Origin of the sequence: Actinacidiphila sp. bgisy160 (assembly GCF_965342435.1) — a bacterium.
In the GTDB taxonomy this organism is placed as follows: domain Bacteria; phylum Actinomycetota; class Actinomycetes; order Streptomycetales; family Streptomycetaceae; genus Actinacidiphila.
The window spans coordinates 1-25918 of the sequence record NZ_CBDRCM010000024.1; the positions used below are offsets into that span (position 1 = coordinate 1).

Here is a 25918-nt window from a genome sequence, read left to right on the forward strand (position 1 = left end):
TGGGCTCTCCGGTGGATTCGCCGTCGGTCCCTCCCGTACCGCAGCCGGCGACCACGACCGCCGTCACGGTCGCGGAGAGCGGGAGCGCCAGTCGCTGGACTCGGTTCCTCACGAGACTTCCCTCACAGCTTCGTCGTACGGGCGGGCCGGGCTGGCCGGGCCCCGGGGTGATGTCCCGGGTTCGGCCGGCCGGCGGCTCATCCTGTCACACCGCGGCCAATCTCCCAGAACTGAGCGGTTGAAGAGGAATTGAGGAACCATTCGGCTCCCGTGATGCCGTCGCGGCTGGCGACGAACTGCTTGTCCTGGTACAGCGGGATCATCGGGAGCTCACGCGACAGGATCTCCTGCATCTGCCCGAAGTCCTTGTCCGTCTTGCTGCGGTTCGCGGACTGGCGGGTGGCCGGCAGGAGCTGGTTCTTGATGGCAGACCCCTTGTAGTTGAGGTCGAGGAATCCGTCGTCCGCGAAGAACGGCGCGATGTAGGTCTCGGCGTCCGGGAAGTCGGGGAGCCAGCTGAGCGAGTAGGCGGCGAACTGGCCCTTGGCGGCGCCCTTCAGGAACTTCTTCCAGGTGATCGGCTGAAGGTCCAGCTTGAACAGCCCGGTGGCCTCGAGCTGCTTCTTCAGCAGCTCCGCCTCCTCCTTGTCCGGGGTGGAGGGGTGCTCGGTCGGGTAGGTCCAAGTGAACTTGACCGGGGTGCTGATGCCGGCGGAGGACAGGACCTGGGCGGCCTTGTCGCGGTCGGGCTCGCCATAGGCGTTGAAGTACGAGTTGGCGTGGCCGGTGATGCCGGTCGGGACGGCGCCGAACAGCGGGGAAGCGGTGCGGCCGGTCACGTCGCGGGTGAGACTGTCGCGGTCGATGACGCGGGCGATGGCCTCACGGACGGCCTCGGGCTTCACCGACGGGTCGTCGACGTTGAAGAACATGAAGCGGACCGAGGCACCCTGGGTCTCGGTCAGCTTGACGTCCTGGACCGTTCCCTGCTCGAGCTCGTTGATCTGGTCCGCCGTGAGCGTGCGGTTCACCAGGTCGACCTCGCCGGCCTTGAGCGCCTTCAGCATCTCGGGGGCCGCGGGGTAGAAGCGGACCTCGACCTTGTCGTTGGCACGCTTGCCGATCAGGCCCTTGTAGTTCGGGTTGGCGCTGAGGACCGCCTTCCCGTCCTCCCACGAGTCCAGCTTGTACGGGCCGGAGCCCTCCATCTTCAGGCCCTTGAGCGGCTCGGTGGCGCTGTAGACCTCGCTGTCGACGATGGCCGCGGCCGGGGTCGCCAGCTTGGAGGGGAAGGTGGCGTCGGAGGCCTTGAGGTGGAAGACGACGGTCTTCGGGTCCGGGGCTTCGACACTGTCGATGCCCACCAGGAGGCTCGCCGGGCCGATGTCGCTGTTGATCTTCAGCACGCGGTCGACCGAGAACTTGACGTCCTCGGAGGTGAGCTCGTGGCCGTTGGCGAACTTCAGGCCGTCGCGCAGCGTGCAGCGGTACGTCTCCGACTTGGTGTCGGAGAACCCGCAGGACTTGGCGGCGTCGGGCTCGGGGGTGGTGGAGCTGCGCGAGTAACCGAGCAGCATCTGGAAGGTGTTGTTGAAGAAGCTGTACGTGCCGCCGTCGTAGGCCGTGGCCGGGTCAAGGGGGGAAGGCTGGTCCGCGGACACCTCGATGAGGTCCGTGGTGCCGATGACGACCGCGTCACCGCCACCGCCACCGCCGGTCGAGTCACCGCACCCGGCGAGTACGGGCGCGGCGAGACCCAGCAGGGCCGGCAGCACCAGTAGCTTGCGATTCATCCTCGTTGTTCTCCCTCTTCCGGCCCTCGGCCGTGCAGTGTTGAGCGGGGCGACGATACCCGTAATTGCCGGGGACCGGCATTCGGCTGGACCGCCCCCGAACACGGAGAAGTTGAGCCCGCGTCACAGGCGCATAACAGGGAGTGCCGTACCGATATCCGGACAGCGGAACGAACAGCCCGGGGCTCCCCAATCCGGACACAACCACCTGACCGCACCGCGTTTTGACGGGCTGAGGCACGCCCTGCGCGCGCTGTCGACACCGGCGGATGTGAAAAGTATCACGTCCCGCGGTACTGGCCGGTAAACAATTCGGCGCTCCGAATCGTCACGGAAAATAGCCGGGCAAGCGCCCAGAGTTTCCGCCTCAATTCACGACGACGCTCAGTGAACGGCTGTAATCAGAGAGCTCAGAAAAGGCACGTCGACCCGCTCCAGGGAGGCCACCACGGTCCGTCCCGGGGCCGGCGCGATGGCGGCGATGGACGGTACGGCCACCACCCGGCAGCCGGCCGCCTCGGCGGCCGCGACACCGGTGGGGGTGTCCTCCACGACCACGCACCGTGCCGGGTCCGCGCCGAGCCGCGCGGCGGCCGTCAGGTAGGGGTCGGGGTGTGGCTTGGTCCGCTCGATCTCGTCCCCGCCAAGGGAGAAGGCGAAGTGGTGGGAGCCGAGGGAGAGCATGACGGCGTCGATGATGCGCCGGTGGGAGGCGGAGACCAGGGCGGTGGGCACCCCGTGCGCGGCCAGTTCGGTGAGCAGCCGCTGGGCGCCCGGCATCAGCGGCACACCGCGGCCGATGAGCTCGACGAATCGCAGGTTGATCAGCGTGGACAGCTCGGCGAGCGTGGCGTCCGTCCCGGTGACCGAGATGAGGTGGCCCAGGCTGCGGGTCATGGGGCCGCCGACGACGACTTCGCGGTGGGTGTCGTCCAGGACGTGGCCGAGCTCGGCGAAGACCTCGACCTCCGCGTTCCACCAGAAGCCCTCGGTGTCGACCAGCGTGCCGTCCATGTCCAGGAGCACGGCCTGCAGGCCTGCCCCCCGGGCCGGCCGGATCTCGGTAGCGGGAATACCGCTCGTCATGCGCCCCACTCCTCTGCGTCCAGGGGGCACAAAGGCCGGTCGCCTCGCGCCCGGGTGGTGGGGCGTGCGACCGGCCAGGTGCCGTATCGGACCGTCCAGTGTACGACGTATGTCCGACTACCGCGCGTTGAAGTACTTGGCCTCCGGGTGATGGACGACGATCGCGTCGGTGGACTGCTCCGGATGGAGCTGGAACTCCTCCGAGAGCAGGACCCCGATCCGCCCGGGCTCCAGCAGCTCCGCGATCTTGGCGCGGTCCTCCAGGTCGGGGCAGGCGCCGTAGCCCAGCGAGAAGCGGGCGCCCCGGTACTTCAGGGCGAACATGTCCTCCATGGCGGCCGGGTCCTCCCCGGCGAAGCCGAGCTCGGCGCGGACCCGGGCGTGCCAGTACTCGGCCAGGGCCTCGGCGAGTTGGACGGACAGGCCGTGCAGCTCGAGGTAGTCGCGGTAGGCGTCGGCGGCGAAGAGCTCGTTGGCCGCCTCGGAGATCCGGTTGCCGACGGTGACGACCTGCAGGCCGACCACGTCGGTCTCACCGGACTCCTCGGGGCGGAAGAAGTCCGCCAGGCACAGCCGGCGGCCGCGGCGCTGGCGCGGGAAGGTGAAGCGGGTCCGCTCGGTGCCGTCCTCGTGGAGGATGATCAGATCGTCGCCCTTGGAGACGCAGGGGAAGTAGCCCTGGACGACGGCGGCCTCCAGCAGCCCCTCGCTCTGCAGGCGGTCCAGCAGCCCGCGCAGCCGCGGACGGCCCTCTGCCTCCACCAGTTCCTCGTACGTGGGGCCGCCGGTCCTGGACTGCCTCAGTCCCCACTGGCCCTTGAAGAGGGCGCCCTCGTCCAGCCAGGACGCGTAGTCCTTGAGCGGGATGCCCTTGACGACGCGGGAGCCCCAGAACGGCGGCGTGGGCACCGGGTTGTCGACGGCGACGTCGGAGCGGATCTGGCCCCGGTTCTCCTCGGGCTCGGGCACGACGCTCTGACGGGCGGCCACTCGGCGCTGCTTCAGCTCGGGGAGCGTGGCGCCGGGCACGCCGCGCTTGACGGCGATGAGGGCGTCCATCAGGCGCAGTCCCTCGAAGGCGTCGCGGGCGTAGCGGACCTCGCCCTCGTAGAGCTCGTGGAGGTCCTGCTCGACGTAGGCCCGGGTGAGCGCGGCGCCGCCGAGAATAACCGGGTAGCGGGCGGCGAGGCCGCGCTGGTTCAGCTCCTCCAGGTTCTCCTTCATGATCACCGTGGACTTCACCAGCAGGCCGGACATGCCGATGACGTCCGCCGCGTGCTCGTGCGCGGCGTCCAGGATCGCCGAGACGGGCTGCTTGATGCCGAGGTTGACGACGTTGTAGCCGTTGTTGGACAGGATGATGTCCACGAGGTTCTTGCCGATGTCGTGGACGTCGCCGCGGACGGTGGCCAGCACGATGGTGCCCTTGCCGGAGGCGTCGGACTTCTCCATGTGCGGTTCGAGGTGGGCGACGGCGGACTTCATCACCTCGGCCGACTGCAGGACGAACGGCAGCTGCATCTGGCCCGAGCCGAACAGCTCGCCGACGACCTTCATGCCCTCCAGGAGGGTGTCGTTGACGATGTCGAGGGCGCGACGGGCCTTCAGGGCCTCGTCCAGGTCCGCCTCCAGGCCGTTCTTCTCGCCGTCGATGATGCGCCGCCGCAGGCGCTCCTCCAGCGGCAGCGCGGCCAGTTCCTCGGCGCGGCTCGCCCTGACGGACTTGGTGTCGACGCCTTCGAAGAGCTCCAGGAAGCGCTGCAGCGGGTCGTATCCCTCGCGGCGCCGGTCGTACACGAGGTCGAGGGCGACCGCGCGCTGCTCCTCGGGGATGCGGGCGATCGGCAGGATCTTGGAGGCGTGCACGATCGCCGAGTCCAGGCCGGCCTCGACGCACTCGTGGAGGAAGACCGAGTTGAGCACCATGCGGGCGGCCGGGTTGAGGCCGAAGGAGATGTTGGACAGGCCGAGCGTGGTCTGCACGTCCGGATGTCGGCGCTTGAGCTCGCGGATCGCCTCGATGGTGGCGAGGCCGTCCTTGCGGGACTCCTCCTGCCCGGTGGCGATGGTGAAGGTCAGGCAGTCGACGATGATGTCGGTCTCGGCGACGCCCCAGTTGCCGGTCAGGTCCGCGATGAGCCGCTCGGCCACGGCCACCTTGGCCTCGGGGGTGCGGGCCTGGCCCTCCTCGTCGATGGTGAGGGCGATCAGTGCGGCGCCGTGCTCCGCCGCGAGGCGGGTGGTGCGGGCGAAGCGGGAGTCGGGGCCGTCGCCGTCCTCGTAGTTGACGGAGTTGATCACGGCGCGGCCACCGAGCTTCTCCAGGCCGGCGCGGAGCACCTCGGGCTCGGTGGAGTCGAGCACGATCGGCAGGGTGGAGGCGGTGGCCAGGCGTCCGGCGATCTCGTTCATGTCGGCGACGCCGTCGCGGCCGACGTAGTCGACGCACAGGTCGAGCAGGTGGGCGCCCTCGCGGATCTGCTCGCGGGCCATCTCCACGCAGTCGTCCCAGCGGCCGTCCAGCATCGCCTCGCGGAACTTCTTGGAGCCGTTGGCGTTGGTGCGCTCGCCGATGGCGAGGTACGAGGTGTCCTGGCGGAAGGGGACGGTCTGGTAGAGCGAGGAGGCGCCCGGTTCGGGGCGCGGCGTCCTGGCGGTGACCTCCTGGCCGCGGACGCGCTCGACGACCTGGCGCAGGTGCTCGGGGGTGGTGCCGCAGCAGCCGCCGACCAGGGACAGCCCGTACTCGCGGACGAAGGCCTCCTGGGCGTCGGCGAGTTCGCCGGGGGTCAGCGGGTAGTGCGCACCGTCCTTGCCGAGGACGGGAAGGCCCGCGTTGGGCATGCACGAGAGCTGGATGCCGGCGTGCCGGGCCAGGTAGCGCAGGTGTTCGCTCATCTCGGCGGGGCCGGTGGCGCAGTTGAGGCCGATCATGTCGATGCCCAGCGGTTCCAGCGCGGTGAGGGCGGCGCCGATCTCGGAGCCCAGCAGCATGGTGCCGGTGGTCTCCACGGTGACCGAGCAGATCAGGGGCGCGTCGAGACCGGCCGCTTCCAGGGCCCGGCGGGCGCCGATGACCGCGGCCTTGGTCTGCAGCAGGTCCTGGGTGGTCTCCACGACCAGCGCGTCGGCGCCGCCGGTGAGGAGCCCGGTGGCGTTCTGCTCGTACGCGTCGCGCAGCGCGCCGTAGCCGATGTGGCCGAGGGTGGGCAGCTTGGTACCGGGGCCCATGGAACCCAGGACCCAGCGCGTGCGGCCGTCGCGGGCGGTGAACTCGTCGGCGACCTCGCGGGCGATGCCGGCGCCGGACTCGGACAGCTCGAGGATGCGGTCGGCGATGTCGTACTCGCCGAGGGCGGAGAAGTTGGCGCCGAAGGTGTTGGTCTCCACGCAGTCCACGCCGACGGCGAAGTACTCGCGGTGCACGGAGGCGACGATGTCGGGGCGGGAGAGGTTGAGGACCTCGTTGCAGCCCTCGTGTCCCTGGAAGTCGTCCAGGGTGGGATTCTGCGCCTGGAGCATCGTGCCCATCGCCCCGTCTGCGACGACCACCCGGGTCGCCAGGGCCTCTCGCAGTGCTGCGGCTCGGGCACTGCTCGTGGACGGAAGGGACGACTGGGCCATGGGTGTGCTCCCTGGAGTGCGACGGCTGTCGGCTTGGTGTGTGCCGGTCCTGCTGGTACACACCAGGCCAGCGTAGCCAAGACCCCGGATTCCGCCGCGGGGCATTCCGAGGGGCGGACGGCGGTGCCACACTCTTCTCTGGGATGATGACGGTCGGCATCGTCTGACATCGTTCAGCATTGTCGAATCAGTTGTATCGGAGCGTGGTCGTTCCTAACGGAGGGGTTGTTCATGCCAGGTCCCATCCAGTCGCTCGCCAGGGCGGCCGCGATCCTGCGCCTGCTGGCCGGCGGCGAGCGCAGGCTCGGCCTGTCGGACGTGGCCTCGTCCCTGGGCCTGGCGAAGGGCACCGCGCACGGCATCCTGCGCACGCTGCAGCAGGAGGGCTTCGTCGAGCAGGACCCGGTCTCCGGCCGCTACCAGCTGGGGGCGGAGCTGCTGCGGCTGGGCAACAGCTACCTGGACGTGCACGAGCTGCGGGCCCGCGCCCTGGTGTGGACCGACGACCTGGCCCGCTCCAGTGGCGAGGCCGTCTACCTGGGCGTGCTGCACCAGCAGGGGGTGCTCATCGTCCACCACGTCTTCCGCCCCGACGACAGCCGGCAGGTGCTGGAGGTCGGCGCCATGCACCCGCTCCACAGCAGCGCGCTGGGCAAGGTGCTGTCGGCCTACGACCCGGTCGCGCACAGCGAGGCGGTCGAGATGAAGCGCGAGCCGCTGACCGCGCGCACCGTCACCGAGGACGCGGCCTTCGAGGGTGTGCTGGACCTCACACGCGCCCGCGGCTGGAGCTCCGACCTGGAGGAGACCTGGGACGGCGTGGCCTCCATCGCCGCCCCCGTCCACGACCGGCACCGGATGACCGTGGGGGCGGTGGCCGTCACCGGCGCGGTCGAACGGGTCTGCGCGGACGGCGACATCCGGCCGCAACTGGTCGCGGCGGTTCGGGACTGCGCCAGGGCGGTCTCCCGAGACCTGGGCGCCGGCCGCTTCTGACGCCTGGCCCGGACTCGGCTCGGAGACCGTTCCGCAACCTGACGAACCCTTGACGCGCGTGGTTGCGCAGGAGAACACTCTCGTTCGACGGTCGACATTGTCGAACACCAGCCGACGAATTCGGTAAGGTGTACGTAACCGTGGGACCGCCGAAGGGCCTGGTGACAGGCCCACGGACTCCGGAACGGGACCGGGGTCCGCCTTCCCCTGGACGAAGGACAAAGGAGTCGCATGTCCAGCGACCACATCTTCATCGGCGAGACCATCGGTACCGCTGTTCTGATCCTCCTCGGCGGCGGCGTCTGCGCGGCTGTCACCCTCAAGAGCTCCAAGGCCCGTAACGCCGGCTGGGTGGCCATCACCTTCGGTTGGGGCTTCGCGGTCCTGGCCGGCGCCTACATCTCCGGTTCCCTCTCCGGCGCCCACCTGAACCCCGCCGTCACGATCGGTCTCGCGATCGACAGCGGCGAGTGGAGCAAGGTCCCGGTCTACCTGGCCGGCCAGATGCTCGGCGCGATGATCGGCGCCACCTTGGTGTGGATCACCTACTACGGCCAGTTCCAGGCCCACCTGACCGACGCCGAGATCACCGGCGGCCCCGGGGCGCAGGCCACCGCGGCGGCCGAGAAGCAGACCACGGGCCCCGGCCCGGTGCTGGGCGTATTCTCCACCGGCCCCGAGATCCGCAACGTGGCGCAGAACCTCGCCACGGAGATCATCGGCACCTTCGTCCTGGTGCTCTTCATCCTGACCCTCGGCCTCACCAAGGGTCTCGCGGTCTCCGGTACCGGCACCCTGATGGTCGCACTGGTCGTCGTCGGCATCGGCCTCTCGCTGGGCGGGCCGACCGGCTACGCCATCAACCCCGCACGCGACCTCGGTCCGCGCATCGTGCACGCCTTGCTGCCGCTGCCGAACAAGGGCGGCTCCGACTGGCGCTACGCCTGGATACCCGTCGTCGGCCCGATCGTCGGTTCGGCCCTCGCGGCCGGTCTCTACAAGATCGCATTCTGAGAAGCAGCCCCCGACACCCCAAGGACCTGAGGAGCACACCGTGACCGACGCCCACACCACAGGCCCGTTCATCGCGGCCATCGACCAGGGCACCACGTCCTCGCGCTGCATCATCTTCGACAAGGACGGCCGGATCGTCTCGGTCGGCCAGAAGGAGCACGAGCAGATCTTCCCCAAGCCGGGGTGGGTCGAGCACGACGCGGCCGAGATCTGGACCAACGTGCAGGAGGTCATCGAGGAGGCGGTCAGCAAGGCCGGCATCACCTCCGCCGACGTCAAGGCGATCGGCATCACCAACCAGCGCGAGACCACCGTCCTGTGGGACAAGAACACCGGCGAGCCGGTGCACAACGCCCTGGTCTGGCAGGACACCCGTACCGACGCCCTGTGCAAGGAGCTCGGCCGCAACGTCGGGCAGGACCGTTTCCGCCGGGAGACCGGCCTGCCGCTGGCCTCGTACTTCGCCGGACCGAAGATCCGCTGGCTGCTCGACAACGTCGAGGGCCTGCGCGAGCGCGCCGAGGCCGGCGAGATCCTCTTCGGCACCATGGACAGCTGGGTGATCTGGAACCTCACCGGCGGTGCCGAGGGCGGGCACCACGTCACCGACGTGACCAACGCCTCCCGCACGCTGCTGATGAACCTGCACACCCTGGACTGGGACCAGAAGATCCTGGAGTCGATCGGCGTCCCCGCCGCGGTGCTGCCGGAGATCCGCTCCTCCGCCGAGGTGTACGGCACCGCCGCCTCCGGGGCCCTGGCCGGAGTGCCGGTCGCCTCCGCGCTCGGCGACCAGCAGGCGGCCCTGTTCGGCCAGACCTGCTTCTCCGAGGGCGAGGCCAAGTCCACCTACGGCACCGGCACCTTCCTGCTGATGAACACCGGCGAGAAGCCGATCAACAGCTACAACGGCCTGATCACCACCGTCGGCTACCGCATCGGCGACCAGAAGCCGGTGTACGCCCTGGAGGGCTCGATCGCGGTCACCGGTTCGCTGGTGCAGTGGATGCGCGACCAGATGGGCCTGATCAAGACCGCGGCCGAGATCGAGACCCTCGCCCTGTCGGTGGAGGACAACGGCGGCGCGTACTTCGTGCCCGCCTTCTCCGGCCTGTTCGCCCCGTACTGGCGCTCCGACGCCCGCGGTGTGATCGCCGGCCTCACCCGGTACGTCACCAAGGCCCACATCGCCCGCGCCGTGCTGGAGGCGACCGCCTGGCAGACCCGGGAGATCGTCGACGCCATGACCAAGGACTCGGGCGTGGAGCTCACCGCGCTCAAGGTCGACGGCGGCATGACCGCGAACAACCTGCTGATGCAGACCCTCGCCGACTTCCTGGACGCCCCGGTCGTGCGCCCGCTGGTCGCCGAGACCACCTGCCTGGGCGCCGCCTACGCGGCCGGCCTCGCGGTGGGCTTCTGGCAGGACACCGACGAGCTGCGCGCCAACTGGCGCCGTGCCGCCGAATGGACCCCCCGCATGGACGCCGAGGTCCGCGACCGCGAGTACAAGGACTGGCTGAAGGCCGTCGAGCGGACCATGGGCTGGATCGAAGAGGAGAAGTGAACCGATCATGAGCACCCCGCAGCACGTCCCGGCTCTCGGGACGCATCCGACCGCCGGCCGCAACCCGGGCCGCGCGCAGACCAGGGAACTGCTGAGCCGCGCCACCTACGACCTGCTGGTCATCGGCGGCGGCATCCTGGGCACCTCCGTGGCATGGCACGCCGCGCAGTCGGGGCTGCGGGTCGCGATGGTGGACGCCGGCGACTTCGCCGGCGCCACCAGCTCCGCCTCCTCCAAGCTCGTCCACGGCGGTCTGCGCTACCTGCAGACCGGCGCGGTCAAGCTGGTGGCGGAGAACCACATGGAACGGCGGGTCCTGGCCAGGGACGTGGCTCCGCACCTGGTCAACCCGCTCACCTTCCACCTGCCGGTCTACCGGGGCGGCCCGGTCGGCGCCGCCAAGCTCGGGGCGGGCGTCTTCGCCTACTCGGCGCTGTCGGCCTTCGGCGACGGGGTCGGCCGGATCATCTCCCCGGCCAGGGCGGCGGCGGCCAACCCCGCCCTGCGCACGGAGAACCTCAAGGCCGTCGCCGTCTACTACGACCACCAGATGAACGACTCGCGGATGGCGGTCATGACGGTCCGCGCCGCCGTCGAGGCGGGCGCCGTCGTCCTCAACCACGCCGAGGTCACCGGTCTGCGCTTCACTCACGGCCGGGTCACCGGAGCCGAGCTCAAGGACCGGCTGGACGGCGCCGAGTTCGGCGTCGACGCGCGGCTGGTGCTCAACGCCACCGGCCCGTGGGTCGACCATCTGCGGCGGATGGAGGACAAGGGCGCCGCCCCCAGCATCCGGCTGTCCAAGGGCGCCCACATCGTCCTCAAGCGCAAGGCCCCGTGGCGGGCGGCCATGGCGACCCCGATCGACAAGTACCGCATCACCTTCGCCCTGCCGTGGGAGGACCAGCTGCTGCTGGGCACCACCGACGAGGAGTACACCGGCGACCCGGCCGACGTGCGGGCCACCGAGGCCGACATAGCCCAGATCCTGGACGAGGCCGCCCACTCGGTGCGGGACGAGCACCTGTCCCGCGACCTGATCACCTACGCCTTCGCGGGCCTGCGGGTGCTGCCCGGCGGCCCCGGCGGCGTGGAGAAGGCCAGGCGCGAGACCGTCGTCACCGAGGGCAGCGGCGGCATGCTGTCGGTCGCGGGCGGCAAGTGGACGACGTACCGGCACATCGGGCGCACGGTCATGGCCAAGCTCGCCAAGCTGCCCGGCGGCCCGCTGAACGAGGACATGGAGCCGCTGGACCACCTGCCCAGGCGGGTCCCGCTGCCCGGCGTCGCCAACCCCAACGCGGTCGCCCACCGGCTGCTGGTGGACCGCGAGCCGGGCCGGCGCCTCGACCCGCTGACGGCCCGTCATCTCGCCACCCACTACGGCGCGCTGTCCTTCGACATCGCCCGGCTGGTCAACGAGGACCCGGCGCTCGGTGAGCGGATCCACCCGGACGGCCCGGAGATCTGGGCCCAGGTCGTGTACGCCCGCGACCACGAGTGGGCGCAGACGGCGGACGACGTGCTGCGTCGCCGCACCACCTTGACGGTGCGCGGCCTGGACACCTTGGACGTCCGGGAGCGGGTCGAGTCGCTGCTGGCGGGCCGGCGCGACTGACACCCCGACCCGTGGGCCCGGGCGCCCCGGCGTGAGCGCAACCGGCCTCCCCGCTCACCCCGGACGCCCGGGCCGCCGTGTTTCCCCGGGGGCGTAGGCGGCCGCGAGGCGCTGGGCGTCGGCGTACGAGGGCAGGCCGGCCGGGAGCGGTGTGCCGCGCAGGGCGCGCCCGGCGGTGTCCAGGGCGGCGTGGAGCGCGGCGCGGAAGAGCAGCGAACCGGTGCTGACCCGGCTCACCCCGAGTGCGGCGAGGCGGGAGAGCCCCGGGCCGTCCGGCGGCAGCAGGACGTTGAGCGGGGCGTCGAGGCCGGCCGCGAGCGCGGCTGTGGCGCTCGCGTCCGCGAGGCCCGGCACGAAGATCCCGTCGGCGCCCGCGGCGAGGTAGGCGGCGGCACGGCGGCGGGTCTCCTCCGCCCGGTCCGCCGCCCGGTTGTCCTCGGCGGTGCCGAGCCAGTAGGTGTCGGTGCGGGCGTTGACGAAGAGCCCCGGGGCGGTGCGCTTCATCGCGCTGATCAGCTCGCACTGCAGCGCGGCGTCGGTCAGACCCGCTCCCCCGGGGCGGCCGTCCTCGATGTTGACCCCGGCGACACCCAGCCGTTCGAGGTCGGTGGCGAGTTCGGCGACGTCCTCGGGCGTGGCGCCGAAGCCCCCCTCGATGTCGACGCTGACCAGGACGGGCAGCGCGGCCAGGTCGCGGGCCAGCCACAGGGTCGTCTCGCGGGTGGCACCGGCCGCGTCCGGCAGGCCCGCCGCGGCGGCGACACCCAGGCTGGTGGTGCCGATCGCCGGAAAGCCCCGGGCGGCCAGGGCGGCCGCGGAGGCGCGGTCCCAGGCATTGGGCAGGAACAGGGGGCGCCCGGCCCGGTGCAGGGCGCGAAAGGCCTCGAAGCGGTTCATGCGGTGGGTGCCTCCAGGGCGTCGGGCGCGATGCCCAGGTGGGTGTGGAGGGCCGCACGGCCCTGTGCGGTGAGCTTCAGGGCCCGGCCGCTGCCGATGCGCGCGCACCAGCCGGACGCGAGGGCGTGTCCGCACAGCGCGGCCCCGGCGACGCCCGCCAGGTGCGGGCGGCGTTCCGTCCAGTCCAGGCACGGCCGGGCGAGGGGACGGCGGCCCGTGCGGGCGGCGGCCAGGTCGACGCCGAGCCCGGCGAACCACTCCACGCCCTCGTCGGTGAGGGCGAAGCCGGTGCTCTGTGCCAGCAGTCCGCGGTCGGTCATGGCGTCCGTGACGAGGATGCCCAGGCGTCCCGCGAGGTGGTCGTAGCAGGTCCGGGCGCGGGCCATGGCGCTGCGGGCGCCCGCCTGCCCGAGGGTGCGCGGCCCGGTGGGCGGCGGCCCGGCGTGTGCGGCGAGGTCCTCGACGAGCTGCGCGGTACGGGCGTCCGCGAGGCGTACGTAACGGTGGCGGCCCTGGCGTTCCTCGGCGAGCAGGCCGCCCGCGACGAGCCGGCCGAGGTGCTCGCTGGCGGTCGAGGCCGCCACTCCCGCGTACCGGGCCAGCTCCCCCGCGGTCCAGGCCCGGCCGTCGAGCAGCGCCAGGCACATCGCCGCCCGCGTCTCGTCGGCGAGCAGCGCCGCGAGGGCGGCGAGGGCGCTTCCCGCGTGGTCGTCTCTCTCCATGCCCTCAGCCTGCCCCCTGAACGTTTCGGCGCACGCCGAAGCGTCACGGCCGGTGCCGCCGCGGACCGCGGCTTGACAGGACGTCAGTCGAGGCCCCACCCTTTCACCACTTGCTTAGTGAAAGGGTGTTTCGCGCATGGTCGAGTTCCGCATCGACCGCCGCAGCGGTGTCGCCACATACCTCCAGATCGTCCAGCAGACCAAACAGGCCCTGCGGCTGGGGCTGCTGGAACCCGGCGACCGGCTGCCGACGGCCCGCGAGGTCGTCGAGGCGACCGCCGTCAACCCCAACACCGTCCTCAAGGCGTACCGCGAACTGGAGCGCGAGGGGCTGGTGGAGGCGCGGCGCGGCCTCGGGACCTTCGTGCAGAAGTCGCTGGGCGCCGACCCGGCCGGCTCCCCTCTCGCGGGAGAGCTCACCGACTGGATGCGCCGGGCGCGCGTCGCGGGCCTCGACCGCGAGGACGCGGCCGCGCTGTTCCACTCCGTACTGGACCAGGAATTCTCCGAGGGAGAGAGATGAATCAGGAAGCGGCCGCCGTCGAGGCGGCCGGGCTCGGCATGCGCTACGCGTGGGGCCGGGACCCCGTCCTGCGGGACTGTTCCTTCCGGCTGCCGGCCGGGCGCATCTGCGCGCTCGTCGGGCCCAACGGCGCGGGCAAGTCGACACTGCTCGCGCTCGCCGCGGGGCTGCTGCGCCCCAGCGAGGGGGAACTGCGCGTGTGCGGCACGACGCCCGGCGCGGCCCGAGCGCGGCTAGCCTACGTCGCCCAGGACAAGCCGCTCCACCCGCAGCTCACCGTGGCGGCGACACTGCGGCTCGGCGCCGAACTCAACCCCGGCCACTGGGACCGGGAGGCCGCCGAACGCGTCGCCTACGGCAGCGGCTTGGCGCCCGGTGCACGGGTCCGCGCCCTTTCCGGCGGCCAGCGCACCCGCGTGGCGCTCGCCCTGGCCCTGGGCAAGCGGGCCGAACTGCTGCTCCTGGACGAGCCGATGGCCGACCTCGACCCGCTCTCCCGTCACGAGCTGACCGGCGCCCTCATGGCCACGGCGGCCGAGCGCGGTACGACCATCGTGATCTCCTCGCACGTCGTCGCCGAACTGGACGGCGTCTGCGACCACCTGCTGCTCCTCGGCGAGGGCCGGGTCCGGCTGGCCGGCGACACCGACGACCTGCTGGCCGCGCACCGCCGCATCACCGGCACCGGCTCGGACTTCGCCCCTCACACGGTCGTCGAGGGGCACGCCAACGGGCGCGGGCACACCGCGCTGGTCCGCCCCGTCGGAGCGCTGGAGGGGTGCGGCGACTGGCTGGTGGAGGAGCCCACCCTCGAGGAACTGGTCCTCGCCCATCTGCGCAACCCCGGGGCACCCGCCCTGCTCACCACCGACGCCACGCCCGCAACCCGCCCGGAGGCCGTCGTATGACCGCCGTCGCCCCCACCCCGCGCCCGTCCGTCCTGCACGGCCTGACCTGGTCGGTGGTGCGCCTGCACCGTACGGCCCTGTGGCTGTGGATCGCCTTCGTCGCGGCCGGGACGGCCTGGCTCCTGCGCGCCCTGTGGCTGACCGCGGGCGACGAGCGGTACGACCCCGCCTGCGTTCCGCGCTGCATCGACCCGGAGCCCTTCGACGCCTATGTCCCCCTCCAGCTGCAGGGCCGCGCGATGACGCTCCTTCCGCTCGCGGTCGCGGTGTTCGCCGGGGGCGCCCTCGTCGGCCGGGAACTGGAGCGGGGCACCGCCGCGCTCGCGTGGGCCCAGTCGGTCACTCCCGCCCGCTGGCTCGCCGCCAAGCTCGCCGTACCGGCCCTGCTGCTGACCGTCGGCACGGCCGGCCTGACGCTGCTCTTCCGGTGGGTGTGGAGCACGGGCCACCCGGAGGATCGCCCCGGGTGGTACGAGAACGACATCTTCCTGTCCACCGGCCTGGCCCTGGTCGCCCACGTGCTGCTGGCCCTGGCCCTGGGCGCGCTGGCCGGCATGCTGACGCGGCGCGCGCTGAGCGGACTGGGACTGGCCTTCTTCGCCACCTCTTCGGTGCTCGTCACGGCGGGGTTCTACCGCTCTGCGCTGTGGCCGAAGGTCGAAACCGGGCTCTCGCACGTCGGTGCCGCGGACTGGTCGGCGGAACGCGTGGCCAAGCCCGCGGACGGCGCGGGCTTCGGCGATCCCGTGGCGCTGGTCCATCCCGCCTCCCACTACTGGCCGTTGCAGCTCGTCGAGACCGGCATCGTGCTGGCCCTGGCCGCTCTCGCCTGCTGGGCATGCTTCGCGCTGCTCCGCCGTCGGACCGCCTGAGACGGGGCCATAGGGTGATCCGCACAGCATCGTCCCGCCCGGCCCGGAGGCCCGATGACCACGGATCAGCTGCCCATCTCCCGCATCCCGCGCACCGGTCTGCCACCGCACGCGGTCGTCGTGGGCGACCCGGTGCGCGCGGCGGAGGTCGCCTCCCTGCTCACCGGCCCGCGGGAGGTCGCGCACCACCGCGAGTACCGCACCTTCACCGGCACCTGGAAGGGCACCCCGGTCGTGGTGTCCTCGCACGGGGTCGGCGGGCCGGGCGCGATGTGCCTGTTCCAGGAGCTCGCGGAGGCGGGCGTCGGCACGATCCTGCGGCTCGGCACGGCCGGCGCCATCCGCGCCGGGATAGGCGACGGCGACCTGGTGATCGCCGAGGCCGCCGTGCGGGACGACGGGGTGACGCAGCTGCTGCTGCCGCCGGAGTACCCGGCGTACGCGGCGCCGGAGGCGGTGCTGGCGCTGCAGCGGGCTGCGCGGGCGGCGGGGGCGCCGCACCACCGGGGCGTGGTGTGGACGCGGGCGGCGTTCCAGCCGGGCTTCCTGCCACTGCCCGGCGCGGCGTACGCGGCGGCCGGGATCGCCGCCATCGAGATGGAGCTGTCGGCGCTCCTGGTGCTGGCCTCGACGCGCGGGCTGGTGGCCGGCGGCGCCCTCGTCGTCGACGGCGCCAACGCCGACGACCTGGTCGACGTGGAGGCCACCGGCGGCTACGACCCGCACCGGGCGGTGGTCGCCGAGGGAGTCGCCCGCGGCGGCCGGGTAACGTTGGACGCCTTGCATCTGCTGGCCACCGAGTACGGAAGCGACGAGAAGTGAGCGCTCAGGACGCCGATCTGCTGGTGCACGGCGGCGATGTGCTGACCGTCGACGCGGCGGGCACCGTCGTCCCCGGCGGCGCGATCGCCGTACGGGACGGCGAGATCCTCGTCGTGGGCCCCGCCGCGGAGGTACGCGCGACGTACCGCGCCGCGGAGGAGATCGACGCCTCGGGGTGCCTGGTGCTCCCCGGGCTGATCAACACCCACACCCACCTGGCGATGACCCTGCTGCGGGGCTGCGCCGACGACGTCGGCCTGCAGGAGTTCCTGGCCCGGGTGATCCCCCGCGAGGCCGAACTGCTGTCGCCGCGGGCCGTGGCCGCGGGCGTGCGGGTGGCCGTGGCGGAGAGCGTACGGGCCGGGGTCACCACGGGCCTGGACATGTACTGGTTCCACGAGGCCGCCGATGAGGCGGCGCGGGCGGCGGGCTGGCGGCTGCTGGCCGGCCCGACCTTCATGGACGTGCCCGGGCCGCCGGACGGCCGCCCCTACGGCGACCGCATGGCCTGGGCAGCGGCCGGCCTGGCCGCGTGGACCGGCCGGGCGCCGGGCACCCGCCCGGTGGTCTTCGCGCACAGCGCCTACACCCTCGGCCCCGAGCAGCTCGTCGCGATCTCCGCGCTCGCCCGTGAGCACGGCGCGCTGCTGCACGTCCACGCGGCGGAGAACGCCGCCGAGGTGGCGATGGTGGTCCAGGCGCACGGCAAGCGGCCGGTCGAGCTGCTGGACTCCCTCGGTGTCCTCGGGCCCGACGTGTTGCTGGCGCACGCCGTGGACCTGACCGACGGCGAGATAGCCGCCCTGGCCAGGACCGGCACGTCCGTGGCGCACTGCCCGGTCTCCAACCTGAAGCTGGGCTGCGGCATCGCCCGCGTCCCGGAGCTGCTGGCCGCGGGCGTCACCGTCGGCCTCGGCACCGACGGTGTGGTGAGTTCCAACACCCTCGACGTCCTGGGCGCGGTGCGGGCGGCCGCGCTGGTGCACAAGGCCGGCGGCGACCCGACCGCCGTCGGCGCGGAGCAGGCGGTGCGGATGGCGACGATCGAGGCCGCCCGCGCGCTGGGGCTGGGCGACCACCTCGGCTCCCTGGAGCCGGGCAAGCGGGCCGACCTGGCCGTACTGGACCTCGGCGGCCCGCACCTCGCGCCGCGCCACGACCCCTGGTCGATGCTGGCGTACGCGGCCGCGGCCGCGGACGTACGGGACACGGTCGTCGACGGCCGGATCCTCATGCGCGACCGGGTGCTGCTCACCCTCGACGAAGCCGCCGCGCTGCGCGAGCTGGAGAAGCTGGAGCGGGAGCACCCCGCATGAGCTCCGCCGTCGAACCCACCCGGGGCTTCACCGGGCGCGGCCGCGCCGCCGACCGCGACCCGCGGCTGCCGCCCGGCCAGTACGACGCCCGCGACACATGGCCGGTCCTCTCCGCCGAGGTCACGCCGGCGATCGCGGCCGAGGACTGGACGCTGCGGGTGGACGGGCTGGTGGACCGCCCGCGCACCTGGGACTGGGAGCAGGCGCACGCCCTGCCGGGCTCGGAGTACCGGGGCGACATCCACTGCGTGACCGGCTGGTCCAAGTTCGGCGTGCGCTTCGGCGGGGTGTCGGTCGACGCCTTCCTGGATGCCGTGCGCCCCTCCCGAGCCGCCACCCACGTCGTGGCCTGGTCGCACACCGGCTACGCCGCCGACCTGCCGCTCACGGACGTCACCGGAGGCCGCGCCTGGATCGTCTGGGAGTACGACGGCGCGCCGCTCGCCCCCGAGCACGGCGGCCCGGCCCGGCTGATCGTCCCGCACCTGTATTTCTGGAAGAGCACCAAGTGGATCGCGGGCCTGCGCCTGCTCGACCACGACGAGTCGGGCTTCTGGGAGCAGAACGGCTACCACCACCGGGGCGACCCCTGGCAGGAGCAGCGCTACGCCCATGACTGACCTCATCACCCCCGCTCCCGTACCGGCGTTCGTCCCGCCGGCCCGGTTCGCCGTGCCCGGCCGGATCGCCGTCCCCGAGGCCGCTTCCTCGGTCTGGCGGCGCGCGGTGATCGCGGAGATCCGCCGCGAGACGCCGCGTGCGTCCACCTTCCGCCTCGCGGTGCCCGGCTGGGCGGGCCATCTGCCCGGCCAGTACCTGACGCTGCGCCTCACCGCCCCCGACGGCTACACGGCGCAGCGCAACTACTCGGTCGCCTCCGCCCCGGACGACTCCGGCCACATCGAGCTGACCCTCGACCACGTGGCCGGCGGCGAGGTCTCCGGGCACCTGCATACCGTCGCCCGGCCGGGCGACACCGTCGAGGTCCGCGGCCCGCACAGCGGCTTCTTCGCCTGGACCGGGGACCACCCGGCGCTGCTGCTGGGTGCCGGATCGGGGGTCGTCCCCCTGATGTCGATGGTGCGCCACCGCCGGCTGCGCGGCCTGGACGTGCCGCTGCGGCTGATCGTCTCGGCCCGCACCCGCGAGGACCTGATCTACGCCGCCGAGTACGGGCCGGAGACGACCGTGCTGCTCACCCGCGCCGAGGGCCGCCTCACCGCCGCCCACCTGGCCCCGTACCTCGCGGATCCGCCGCCCGGCGGCTGGGAGGCGTACGTGTGCGGCGGCAACGGTTTCGCCGAGCACGCGTCGCGTCTGCTGGCGGACGGCGGGCAGCCGCTCGACCGGATCCGCATCGAGCGATTCGGCTGATCAGCGAGGTTCGGGTATCCTCCTCTGTACGTGATCTTCCGGGGCGGCGCCCCGGGGTACGTCACCGGGACGTGGCGCAGCTTGGTAGCGCACTTGACTGGGGGTCAAGGGGTCGCAGGTTCAAATCCTGTCGTCCCGACGGTGATTTCACAGGCCGAAGGCCGTGTCCGCGACAGCGGGCACGGCCTTCGGCGTTCCGCGGGGCGGGGTGGCGCGGGGCGGTGATCAGACTCCCCGAGAGGGCTCCGGGCTCCCGGTGGTGCGGGCATAATGGCCCGATACATCGGATGTCCGGGGAGGCGAGGGCTGATGGCGGTCACCGACGAGGCGATCGAGAAGATCAAGGGGATGATCGTCTCCGGCGCGCTGCGCCCCGGCGACCGGCTCCCCAAGGAGAGCGAACTCGCCGCGGAGCTCGGGCTGTCGCGCAATTCCCTGCGCGAGGCGGTCCGCGCGCTGTCCCTGATCAGGATCCTGGACGTACGGCAGGGCGACGGCACGTACGTCACCAGCCTGGACCCGCAGCTGCTGCTGGAGGCGCTGAGCTTCGTGGTGGACTTCCACCGCGACGACACCGTCCTGGAGTTCCTCGCCGTGCGCCGCATCCTGGAGCCCGCGGCCACGGCGATGGCGGCCGCGCGCATCGGAGAGTCCCAGCTGGAGGCGCTGACCGGGCAACTGGAGGCCCTGGGGACGCAGCCGTCGGTGGAGGAACTGGTCGCGTGCGACCTGGAGTTCCACCGCGGCATCGTCCAGGCCTCGGGAAACTCGGTGCTGTGCTCGCTGCTGGACGGGCTGTCCGGGCCGACCACGCGGGCCCGGATCTGGCGTGGGCTGACCCAGGAGGACGCGGTCAGCCGCACCCTGCACGAGCACCGCGCGATCCTGGCGGCCCTGCGGGACCGGGACGCGGAGGCCGCGCGGTCCTGGGCGACGGTGCACATCGCGAGCGTGGAGCAGTGGCTTCGGTCCACGCTCTGAGACCCGGCTGTTCCCCGCCGCATCCCGCCGGCGGGTGAACCGCCCGGTGCCGGGATGCGTCCGGTCCTTCGTAAGAGTGATCGAAAAGAGGGATCGGATGAATCCACGCCTCAGGCTGCGCCTGCGCCGCCCCTCGGCCCGTACGCTGCGCCGTGGCGCGCTGCCGGCCGTCCTCGTCGTCCTGCTCCCGGCGCTCGTCGCGGGGGTCGCCCTGCGCCTGGAGTACACCGGCGACCCCTCCGGCGCGGGCGCGAACCGTGACCGGAACGCGGTGTGGCTCGGGCACGCCTGGGTCGACGGGGAACGCGACGGGGCCGACCTCGAAGCGCTGGCCCGGGAGTTGCGCGGCAGCGGCACCCGGGACCTGTACGTGCACACCGGGCCCCTGGAGTTCGACGGCCGCCTCGACGCCGGCCTCTACCCGCGAGCACGGGACATGATCCGCCGGATGCACGCCGAGCTGCCGGGGGTGCGCGTCCAGGCGTGGCTCGGCCAGGTCCTCTCGCACGACGGTTCGAAGGGCCTGCACCTGGACGACCCGTCGACCCGCGCCCGGGTGCGGGACAGCGCCGCCCAGGTCCTGGCGGCCGGTTTCGACGGCGTCCACCTGGACCTGGAGCCGATGTACTCCGGCGACCGCGGTTTCCTCGCGCTGCTGGACTCGGTGCACCCGCTCACCGCCGCCCGCGGCGTTCCGCTGTCGGTCGCGACCCACCAGATCGACCCGCTGCCCTCCCTGCACTCGGTGAGCGGCACCCTGTTCAACCACCCCAAGTGGTGGTCGCAGCGGTACTTCGGGGAGGTGGCCAGGCGCGTCGACCAGGTCGCGATGATGACCTACGACACCGCCCTCCCTCTGGAGGGCCTCTACGGCGGCTACGTGGCCCAGCAGACCGCGCTCGCCCTGGAGGTGACACCGTCCGGCACGGACCTGCTCGTCGGCCTGCCCGGCTACCACACGAACAACCTGGGCCGCCACGCCTGGGCGGAGACCGTCACGGCCGCCGTGCGCGGCGCCCGGCTCGGCCTGGCCCGAAAGGCGCCCACCCGTGAACGCTTCGGTCTCGCCCTGTACGTCGACTTCGCCGCGACGCCGGCGGACTGGGCCGCGTACCGCTCGGCCTGGAGCGGTGGCTGACCGGACGCGTACGTCCGATGACTGTGGGGATCATCCCCCTACGAAGGCGGCGGCACCTGCCTCACGAAGCCGTAGGCTGGTGCCGCACGCGAAGGAACGGCAGCCGGCGGGGGTGGCACCCTCCCCCTACCGGCCGGAAGGAGGCGCTGGGTGATCGAGCTCGAGGGGGTTCCCGAGCTGATCGACCCGGTCATGGTGGCCGCGTTCGAGGGCTGGAACGACGCCGGGGACGCCGCCTCCGCCGCGGTCGGGCATCTGGACCGGGAGTTCAAGGGCGAGGTGTTCGCCGCGCTGGACGCCGAGGACTACTACGACTTCCAGGTCAACCGCCCCACGGTCTGGATGGACGGCAGCACACGGCGGATCACCTGGCCCACCACGCGGCTGTCCGTCATCCGCATCGAGACCCCCAAGCCACGCGACCTCGTCCTCGTACGGGGCATCGAGCCCAGCATGCGCTGGCGCTCGTTCTGCAACGAGATCCTGGGCTTCGCCCATGAGCTCGGCATCGAGATGGTGGTGGTGATGGGCGCCCTCCTGGGCGACACCCCGCACACCCGTCCGGTGCCCGTCACGGCCGTCACCTCCGACCCGGACCTGGCGACCGCGCTCAGCCTGGAGGAGTCCCGCTACGAGGGCCCCACCGGCATCGTCGGCATCCTCCAGGAGGCCTGCACCCACGCCGGCATCCCGGCGGTCAGCCTGTGGGCGGCCGTGCCGCACTACGTGTCGCAGCCGCCGAACCCGAAGGCGACGCTGGCGCTGCTCAATCGTCTGGAGGACCTGCTGGACCTGCGCATCCCGCTCGGCGAGCTGCCGGAGGACGCGCGTGCCTGGCAGGTCGGCGTGGACCAGCTCGCCGCCGAGGACAGCGAGGTCGCCGAGTACGTCCAGACGCTGGAGGAGGCCCGCGACACGGCGGAGCTGCCGGAGGCCTCGGGGGAGGCCATCGCCCGCGAGTTCGAGCGCTACCTGCGGCGCCGTGACCCGCAGGCGGGCGAGTCCGACGCGGGTCCCTACCTGCGGGACATGTCGCAGAAGCCCAAGGACGACCGGGACGAGAAGGAGGACGGCTCCGACGGGGAATGACCCGCGCGGTGCCGCCCCGGGAGAACCCGAAGCACCTGAAGAACCCGAGGCACCTGGAACACCGGAAAACGGCCCGGCCGCCGTCCCCGCGCGGGGGCGGCGGCCGGGCCGTCGCTCGGGAGCGTCAGAGCGCGACGCCGAGCAGGGCGTCCACCGCGCGGGAGACCAGGCCGGGGGCGCCGGTGTCCGTGCCGCCCTCGGTTTCCTGCCGGACGGCCCAGCGGTCCACGGCCGCGAGCGCGGCGGGGGCGTCCAGGTCGTCGGCGAGCGCCTCGCGGATCTCCTCCAGCAGCGCCTCGGCGGGCGGGCCGTCCGGCCGTGAGACGGCGGCCCGCCAGCGGGCCAGCCGCTCCACCGCGTCGGCGAGCACGGCGTCGGTCCACTCCCAGTCCTCGCGGTAGTGGTGGGCCAGCAGGCTGAGCCGTATGGCCGCCGCGTCCACCCCGTCACGGCGCAACTGGGAGACGAAGACGAGGTTGCCCTTGGACTTGGACATCTTCTCGCCGTGCAGCGCGACCATGCCGGCGTGCACATAGGCCTTCGCCATGGGGAACTCGCCGGTGAGCACCTGGGCGTGCGAGGCGCCCATCTCGTGGTGCGGGAAGGCCAGGTCGGAGCCGCCGCCCTGCACGTCGAAGCCCATGCCGAGGTGGTCCAGGGCGATGGCGACGCACTCGATGTGCCAGCCGGGACGGCCCTGACCCAGGCTGCCGCCGTCCCAGCTGGGCTCCCCCTCGCGGGCGGCGAGCCACAGGACCGGGTCGACGGGGTTCTTCTTGCCGGGGCGGTCCGGGTCACCGCCGCGCTCGGCCGACAGGGCGCGCATGGCGGCCGCGTCGAGGTGGGAGACGCTGCCGAAGTGCGGGTCGGAGTCGACGTGGAAGTAGATGTCGCCGTCCAGTTCGTACGCCGCGCCGGCCCCGCGCAGCCGCTCGACCAGCGGGACGATCCCCGGGATGGCCTCGACGGCGCCGATGTAGTGGGCGGGCGGCAGCATCCGCAGGGCCGTCATGTCCTCGCGGAACAGGGTCGTCTCGCGCTCGGCGAGGGCCGTCCAGTCCTCGCCGGTCTTGTCGGCCCGCTCCAGCAGCGGATCGTCGACGTCGGTGACGTTCTGGACGTACTGGACCTGGCGCTTCGTGTCGAGCCACACGCGCTGCACGAGGTCGAACGCGTTGTAGGTGGCCGCGTGACCCATGTGGGTGGCGTCGTAGGGGGTGATCCCGCACACGTAGATGCGGGCGACCGGACCGGGGCTCAGGGTTACCGGGCCACCGGTCGCGGTGTCGTGGAGACGGAGGTCGCGCCCGGTGCCCGGGAGGGCAGGGACGTCGGAAGCGGGCCAGGCATGCATGTCATGAGATTAACCGCCCGCCTGATCCACAAACGACCCGTGGGTCCGCACGGGACGTCCGGCCCGGGGGTTCAGATGGGCGGCCAGGGGATGGCGGGCCATTCCCCGGAGGGCTCGGGATGATGTCCGGAGCCGAGCAGCGCGGCCACGCGGGCCCGCAGGGCGTCGAGCTCCGCGGGCGTGATGAGCTCGGCCAGCCGTGCGCCGAGGCCCCCGTCGGCGAGCTCCACGGAGAGCTTGCCGAGGACCTCGGCGATCTCCTCGGTGAGCGGTTCGCCGGCCCAGCCCCACAGGAGGGTGCGCAGTTTGTTCTCCGTGTTGAAGGTCACGCCGTGGTCGATGGCGTAGAGCTGCCCGTCGGCGGCCGGCAGCAGGTGGCCACCCTTGCGATCGGCGTTGTTGATCACGGCGTCCAGGACGGCCAGCCGGCGCAGCCGGGTGTCGTCGGCGTGCACGAGCAGCGCGGTGCGGCCCTCGCCCACCTCGGCGAAGCCGACGGCCTTCCAGCCGTCGCCCGGTTCGTCACCCTCCACGAGGGCCAGCAGCCCTTCGCCGCCCTCCTGCTGGGTCTCGATCCACAGCTGCACCATGCCCTCGCCGTACGGCCCGTCACGCAGCACGGTCGGCGGCACAAGGCCCCAGCCGGTGGCCTCGGAGACCAGGTACGCGGCGACTTCGCGCTGGGCGAGCGTCCCGTCGGGGAAGTCCCACAGCGGCCGCTCCCCGGCCACCGGCTTGTACACGCAGTGGGCGCGCACGCCCTCGTGCTCGACCGTGCAGTAGAGCACCGCGTTGGAGGCGTCGCGCAGCCGCCCACGCACGGTCAGTTCGCCGCGCGCGAGCAGCTCGGTGGCTATGTCCCCGTTCAGGCCGTCGCCGACCGCCGGTACCCGTTCTGACGCGGGCATACGTGTCCTTCCGGATCCAGGGGCAGGCTGCACAGCGGGCAGGGCGGGCGGCCGGCCGCGACGACGTCGAGGGCGCGCTTGGCGAAGGAGCGGGCCTGGGCGCCGGTCAGGCGCACCCGCAGCAGCGGCGGGCCGTTCTCGTCGTCCTGCAGGAGCATCTCCTCGGCCGCCTCGAGGTCGTCCTCGTCCTCGGCCTCGATCTCGACCAGCGCCTGGGCTTCCAGGATCATCCGTTCCTCGGCGCCGTCCCAGGCCAGGGCCATGGTGCCGACCCGGAACTCCTCCTCCACGGGGACCTCGAGCGGCCTGTTGTCGAGCAGTTCCGTGGGGGCGACGGCGGGCACGGGGGCGGCGCCGCCGGTGCGGCGCACGACCTCGTCCAGCAGTTCGTCGATGCGCTCGGCGAGTGCCTCGACCTGGGTCTTCTCCAGCGCGACGCTGGTCGTCCGGCCGGCGGCGCTCGCCTGCAGGAAGAAGGTGCGTTGGCCCGGTTGGCCCACGGTGCCGGCGACGAAGCGTTCGGGCTTGTCGTAGAGGAACACCTGACGAGGCACGTCCTGCTCCGTTAGTTCGGTGTCTTCGCGGTTCGGTCCACCCTACTGCGGAAGCTGATCACGGTGCGCCCGCACCGCCTCCGACCTCCGCGTCGCCCGGGGCCGCGGTGGGCCGCTCCCTCGGGCGCAGGCTTTCCAGGCTGCCGGTGTCGCCGAGCCGGAGCAGGAAGGGCCGCTCCGGGGTGTAGCGGATCGCGGTGACCGAGCAGGGGTCGACGGCGACGCGCTGGAAGAGGTCAAGGTGCATGCCGAGGGCGTCGGCGACGATGGACTTGATGATGTCGCCGTGGGAGCACATCACGTAGAGGGCGTCGGGTCCGTGGGTCTCCTCGACACGGGCGTTCCACTCGCGCACCGCGTCGACCGCGCGGGCCTGCATGGCGCGCACCGACTCGCCCCCCTCGCCGGGGAAGACGGCGGCCGAGGGGTAGCGCTGCACCACGCCCCACAGCGGTTCGTCGGCCAGCTCGGCGATCTTGCGGCCGCTCCAGTCGCCGTAGGCGCACTCCGAGATCCGCTCCTCGACGTGGAGCGGCACGTCGGGAAGCGCGTCCATGAGCGGCTGCAGCGTCTCCCGGCACCGCTGCAGCGGGCTGGTGACGACGGCGGCCGGCGGCAGTCCGGCCAACCGGGCGGCCAGGGCCGCGGCCTGGTCGCGCCCTGTCTCGTCGAGGGCGACTCCGGGGAGTCGTCCGGCCAGCACTTTCTCCGCGTTGGCGGTGGACCGGCCGTGCCGGACCAGGATCACGGTGGGCATGACCG

Annotated in this window: 23 protein-coding genes and 1 tRNA gene; 15 read left to right on the forward strand and 9 right to left on the reverse strand. The window is 72.4% G+C overall.

What is annotated here, in order from left to right:
- Window positions 1–197: 197 nt before the first annotated feature.
- The 3 genes from ACRWNP_RS19765 to metH all read right to left on the reverse strand — a co-directional run bounded on the left by ACRWNP_RS19765 (window position 198) and on the right by metH (window position 6503).
- On the reverse strand, window positions 198–1793 hold the full coding sequence (locus ACRWNP_RS19765; RefSeq protein ID WP_431963113.1) for an ABC transporter substrate-binding protein: 1596 nt from the start codon (window positions 1791–1793) through the stop codon (window positions 198–200).
- A 384-nt stretch (window positions 1794–2177) separates the two neighbouring features.
- Window positions 2178–2879, reverse strand: coding sequence for an HAD family hydrolase (locus ACRWNP_RS19770; RefSeq protein ID WP_431963115.1), 702 nt, complete (start codon window positions 2877–2879; stop codon window positions 2178–2180).
- Window positions 2880–2996: 117 nt separating this feature from the next.
- Window positions 2997–6503, reverse strand: a complete 3507-nt coding sequence (gene metH / locus ACRWNP_RS19775) for a methionine synthase (protein ID WP_431963117.1) — start codon at window positions 6501–6503, stop codon at window positions 2997–2999.
- A gap of 231 nt (window positions 6504–6734) precedes the next feature.
- Between metH and ACRWNP_RS19780 the strand changes: the two genes are divergently transcribed.
- The 4 genes from ACRWNP_RS19780 (at window position 6735) to ACRWNP_RS19795 (ending at window position 11698) form a co-directional block, all read left to right on the forward strand.
- Entirely contained in the window at window positions 6735–7499 is a 765-nt protein-coding gene (locus tag ACRWNP_RS19780) for an IclR family transcriptional regulator (RefSeq protein WP_431963119.1), read from the forward strand.
- Window positions 7500–7730: 231 nt separating this feature from the next.
- The gene (locus tag ACRWNP_RS19785; protein WP_431963121.1) at window positions 7731–8513 is read left to right on the forward strand and encodes an MIP/aquaporin family protein; all 783 of its coding nucleotides are present in this window, start codon (window positions 7731–7733) and stop codon (window positions 8511–8513) included.
- Between the two features lie 40 nt (window positions 8514–8553).
- Entirely contained in the window at window positions 8554–10080 is a 1527-nt protein-coding gene (glpK, locus tag ACRWNP_RS19790; protein ID WP_431963123.1) for a glycerol kinase GlpK, read from the forward strand.
- A gap of 7 nt (window positions 10081–10087) precedes the next feature.
- Window positions 10088–11698 (forward strand): FAD-dependent oxidoreductase, encoded by a 1611-nt coding sequence (locus ACRWNP_RS19795; protein WP_431963125.1) that lies wholly within the window; start codon window positions 10088–10090, stop codon window positions 11696–11698.
- A gap of 54 nt (window positions 11699–11752) precedes the next feature.
- Here the strand turns inward: ACRWNP_RS19795 and ACRWNP_RS19800 are convergent, their stop codons facing one another.
- Together ACRWNP_RS19800 and ACRWNP_RS19805 are read right to left on the reverse strand one after the other, a co-directional pair.
- Complete coding sequence (locus tag ACRWNP_RS19800; RefSeq protein ID WP_431963127.1) at window positions 11753–12595, reverse strand: isocitrate lyase/PEP mutase family protein; 843 nt, start codon at window positions 12593–12595, stop codon at window positions 11753–11755.
- Window positions 12592–13317: an ArsR/SmtB family transcription factor gene (locus ACRWNP_RS19805; protein ID WP_431963129.1), complete on the reverse strand. Its 726-nt coding sequence runs from the start codon at window positions 13315–13317 to the stop codon at window positions 12592–12594. Before ACRWNP_RS19805 ends, ACRWNP_RS19800 begins: the two co-directional genes overlap by 4 nt.
- 136 nt (window positions 13318–13453) lie before the next feature.
- Here ACRWNP_RS19805 and ACRWNP_RS19810 point away from each other — a divergent pair, with 136 nt between their 5' ends.
- The 11 genes from ACRWNP_RS19810 (at window position 13454) to ACRWNP_RS19860 (ending at window position 22340) form a co-directional block, all read left to right on the forward strand.
- Window positions 13454–13840 carry a GntR family transcriptional regulator gene (locus tag ACRWNP_RS19810; RefSeq protein ID WP_431963131.1) on the forward strand — a complete coding sequence of 129 codons (387 nt, stop codon included), beginning with the start codon at window positions 13454–13456 and terminating at the stop codon, window positions 13838–13840.
- Window positions 13837–14748 carry an ABC transporter ATP-binding protein gene (locus ACRWNP_RS19815; protein ID WP_431963133.1) on the forward strand — a complete coding sequence of 304 codons (912 nt, stop codon included), beginning with the start codon at window positions 13837–13839 and terminating at the stop codon, window positions 14746–14748. Before ACRWNP_RS19810 ends, ACRWNP_RS19815 begins: the two co-directional genes overlap by 4 nt.
- Window positions 14745–15620, forward strand: coding sequence for a hypothetical protein (locus ACRWNP_RS19820; protein WP_431963135.1), 876 nt, complete (start codon window positions 14745–14747; stop codon window positions 15618–15620). Before ACRWNP_RS19815 ends, ACRWNP_RS19820 begins: the two co-directional genes overlap by 4 nt.
- A gap of 54 nt (window positions 15621–15674) precedes the next feature.
- Window positions 15675–16442 (forward strand): purine-nucleoside phosphorylase, encoded by a 768-nt coding sequence (locus ACRWNP_RS19825; protein WP_431963137.1) that lies wholly within the window; start codon window positions 15675–15677, stop codon window positions 16440–16442.
- A complete protein-coding gene (locus tag ACRWNP_RS19830; RefSeq protein ID WP_431963139.1) occupies window positions 16439–17758 on the forward strand; it encodes an amidohydrolase in 1320 nt (439 codons plus the stop codon). Before ACRWNP_RS19825 ends, ACRWNP_RS19830 begins: the two co-directional genes overlap by 4 nt.
- Window positions 17755–18378, forward strand: a complete 624-nt coding sequence (locus tag ACRWNP_RS19835; protein ID WP_431963141.1) for a sulfite oxidase-like oxidoreductase — start codon at window positions 17755–17757, stop codon at window positions 18376–18378. Before ACRWNP_RS19830 ends, ACRWNP_RS19835 begins: the two co-directional genes overlap by 4 nt.
- Window positions 18371–19132, forward strand: coding sequence for a ferredoxin reductase (locus ACRWNP_RS19840; protein WP_431963143.1), 762 nt, complete (start codon window positions 18371–18373; stop codon window positions 19130–19132). Before ACRWNP_RS19835 ends, ACRWNP_RS19840 begins: the two co-directional genes overlap by 8 nt.
- Window positions 19133–19197: 65 nt before the next feature.
- Window positions 19198–19271, forward strand: a tRNA-Pro gene (locus ACRWNP_RS19845).
- 170 nt (window positions 19272–19441) lie between these two features.
- A complete protein-coding gene (locus ACRWNP_RS19850; protein WP_431963145.1) occupies window positions 19442–20113 on the forward strand; it encodes a FadR/GntR family transcriptional regulator in 672 nt (223 codons plus the stop codon).
- Between the two features lie 97 nt (window positions 20114–20210).
- Complete coding sequence (locus tag ACRWNP_RS19855) at window positions 20211–21251, forward strand: hypothetical protein (protein ID WP_431963147.1); 1041 nt, start codon at window positions 20211–20213, stop codon at window positions 21249–21251.
- 150 nt (window positions 21252–21401) lie between these two features.
- Complete coding sequence (locus ACRWNP_RS19860; protein WP_431963149.1) at window positions 21402–22340, forward strand: PAC2 family protein; 939 nt, start codon at window positions 21402–21404, stop codon at window positions 22338–22340.
- Window positions 22341–22464: 124 nt separating this feature from the next.
- Here the strand turns inward: ACRWNP_RS19860 and mshC are convergent, their stop codons facing one another.
- From mshC to ACRWNP_RS19880, 4 genes are all read right to left on the reverse strand, one after another.
- Window positions 22465–23694, reverse strand: a complete 1230-nt coding sequence (mshC, locus tag ACRWNP_RS19865) for a cysteine--1-D-myo-inosityl 2-amino-2-deoxy-alpha-D-glucopyranoside ligase (RefSeq protein WP_431963151.1) — start codon at window positions 23692–23694, stop codon at window positions 22465–22467.
- Between the two features lie 71 nt (window positions 23695–23765).
- Window positions 23766–24602 (reverse strand): SCO1664 family protein, encoded by an 837-nt coding sequence (locus tag ACRWNP_RS19870; RefSeq protein WP_431963153.1) that lies wholly within the window; start codon window positions 24600–24602, stop codon window positions 23766–23768.
- The gene (locus ACRWNP_RS19875) at window positions 24560–25156 is read right to left on the reverse strand and encodes a DUF3090 domain-containing protein (protein ID WP_431963155.1); all 597 of its coding nucleotides are present in this window, start codon (window positions 25154–25156) and stop codon (window positions 24560–24562) included. Before ACRWNP_RS19875 ends, ACRWNP_RS19870 begins: the two co-directional genes overlap by 43 nt.
- Window positions 25157–25214: 58 nt before the next feature.
- Window positions 25215–25913 carry a histidine phosphatase family protein gene (locus ACRWNP_RS19880; RefSeq protein ID WP_431963157.1) on the reverse strand — a complete coding sequence of 233 codons (699 nt, stop codon included), beginning with the start codon at window positions 25911–25913 and terminating at the stop codon, window positions 25215–25217.
- Between the last annotated feature and the right edge of the window lie 5 nt (window positions 25914–25918).

Coding starts and splice junctions, on each gene's coding strand:
- ACRWNP_RS19765 (WP_431963113.1), bottom strand. CDS start 1,793: ATGAATCGCAAGCTACTGGTGCTGCCGGCCCTGCTGGGTCTCGCCGCG.
- ACRWNP_RS19770 (WP_431963115.1), bottom strand. CDS start 2,879: ATGACGAGCGGTATTCCCGCTACCGAGATCCGGCCGGCCCGGGGGGCA.
- metH (WP_431963117.1), bottom strand. CDS start 6,503: ATGGCCCAGTCGTCCCTTCCGTCCACGAGCAGTGCCCGAGCCGCAGCA.
- ACRWNP_RS19780 (WP_431963119.1), top strand. CDS start 6,735: ATGCCAGGTCCCATCCAGTCGCTCGCCAGGGCGGCCGCGATCCTGCGC.
- ACRWNP_RS19785 (WP_431963121.1), top strand. CDS start 7,731: ATGTCCAGCGACCACATCTTCATCGGCGAGACCATCGGTACCGCTGTT.
- ACRWNP_RS19795 (WP_431963125.1), top strand. CDS start 10,088: ATGAGCACCCCGCAGCACGTCCCGGCTCTCGGGACGCATCCGACCGCC.
- ACRWNP_RS19800 (WP_431963127.1), bottom strand. CDS start 12,595: ATGAACCGCTTCGAGGCCTTTCGCGCCCTGCACCGGGCCGGGCGCCCC.
- ACRWNP_RS19805 (WP_431963129.1), bottom strand. CDS start 13,317: ATGGAGAGAGACGACCACGCGGGAAGCGCCCTCGCCGCCCTCGCGGCG.
- ACRWNP_RS19810 (WP_431963131.1), top strand. CDS start 13,454: ATGGTCGAGTTCCGCATCGACCGCCGCAGCGGTGTCGCCACATACCTC.
- ACRWNP_RS19815 (WP_431963133.1), top strand. CDS start 13,837: ATGAATCAGGAAGCGGCCGCCGTCGAGGCGGCCGGGCTCGGCATGCGC.
- ACRWNP_RS19820 (WP_431963135.1), top strand. CDS start 14,745: ATGACCGCCGTCGCCCCCACCCCGCGCCCGTCCGTCCTGCACGGCCTG.
- ACRWNP_RS19825 (WP_431963137.1), top strand. CDS start 15,675: ATGACCACGGATCAGCTGCCCATCTCCCGCATCCCGCGCACCGGTCTG.
- ACRWNP_RS19835 (WP_431963141.1), top strand. CDS start 17,755: ATGAGCTCCGCCGTCGAACCCACCCGGGGCTTCACCGGGCGCGGCCGC.
- ACRWNP_RS19840 (WP_431963143.1), top strand. CDS start 18,371: ATGACTGACCTCATCACCCCCGCTCCCGTACCGGCGTTCGTCCCGCCG.
- ACRWNP_RS19850 (WP_431963145.1), top strand. CDS start 19,442: ATGGCGGTCACCGACGAGGCGATCGAGAAGATCAAGGGGATGATCGTC.
- ACRWNP_RS19855 (WP_431963147.1), top strand. CDS start 20,211: ATGAATCCACGCCTCAGGCTGCGCCTGCGCCGCCCCTCGGCCCGTACG.
- mshC (WP_431963151.1), bottom strand. CDS start 23,694: ATGCATGCCTGGCCCGCTTCCGACGTCCCTGCCCTCCCGGGCACCGGG.
- ACRWNP_RS19870 (WP_431963153.1), bottom strand. CDS start 24,602: ATGCCCGCGTCAGAACGGGTACCGGCGGTCGGCGACGGCCTGAACGGG.
- ACRWNP_RS19880 (WP_431963157.1), bottom strand. CDS start 25,913: ATGCCCACCGTGATCCTGGTCCGGCACGGCCGGTCCACCGCCAACGCG.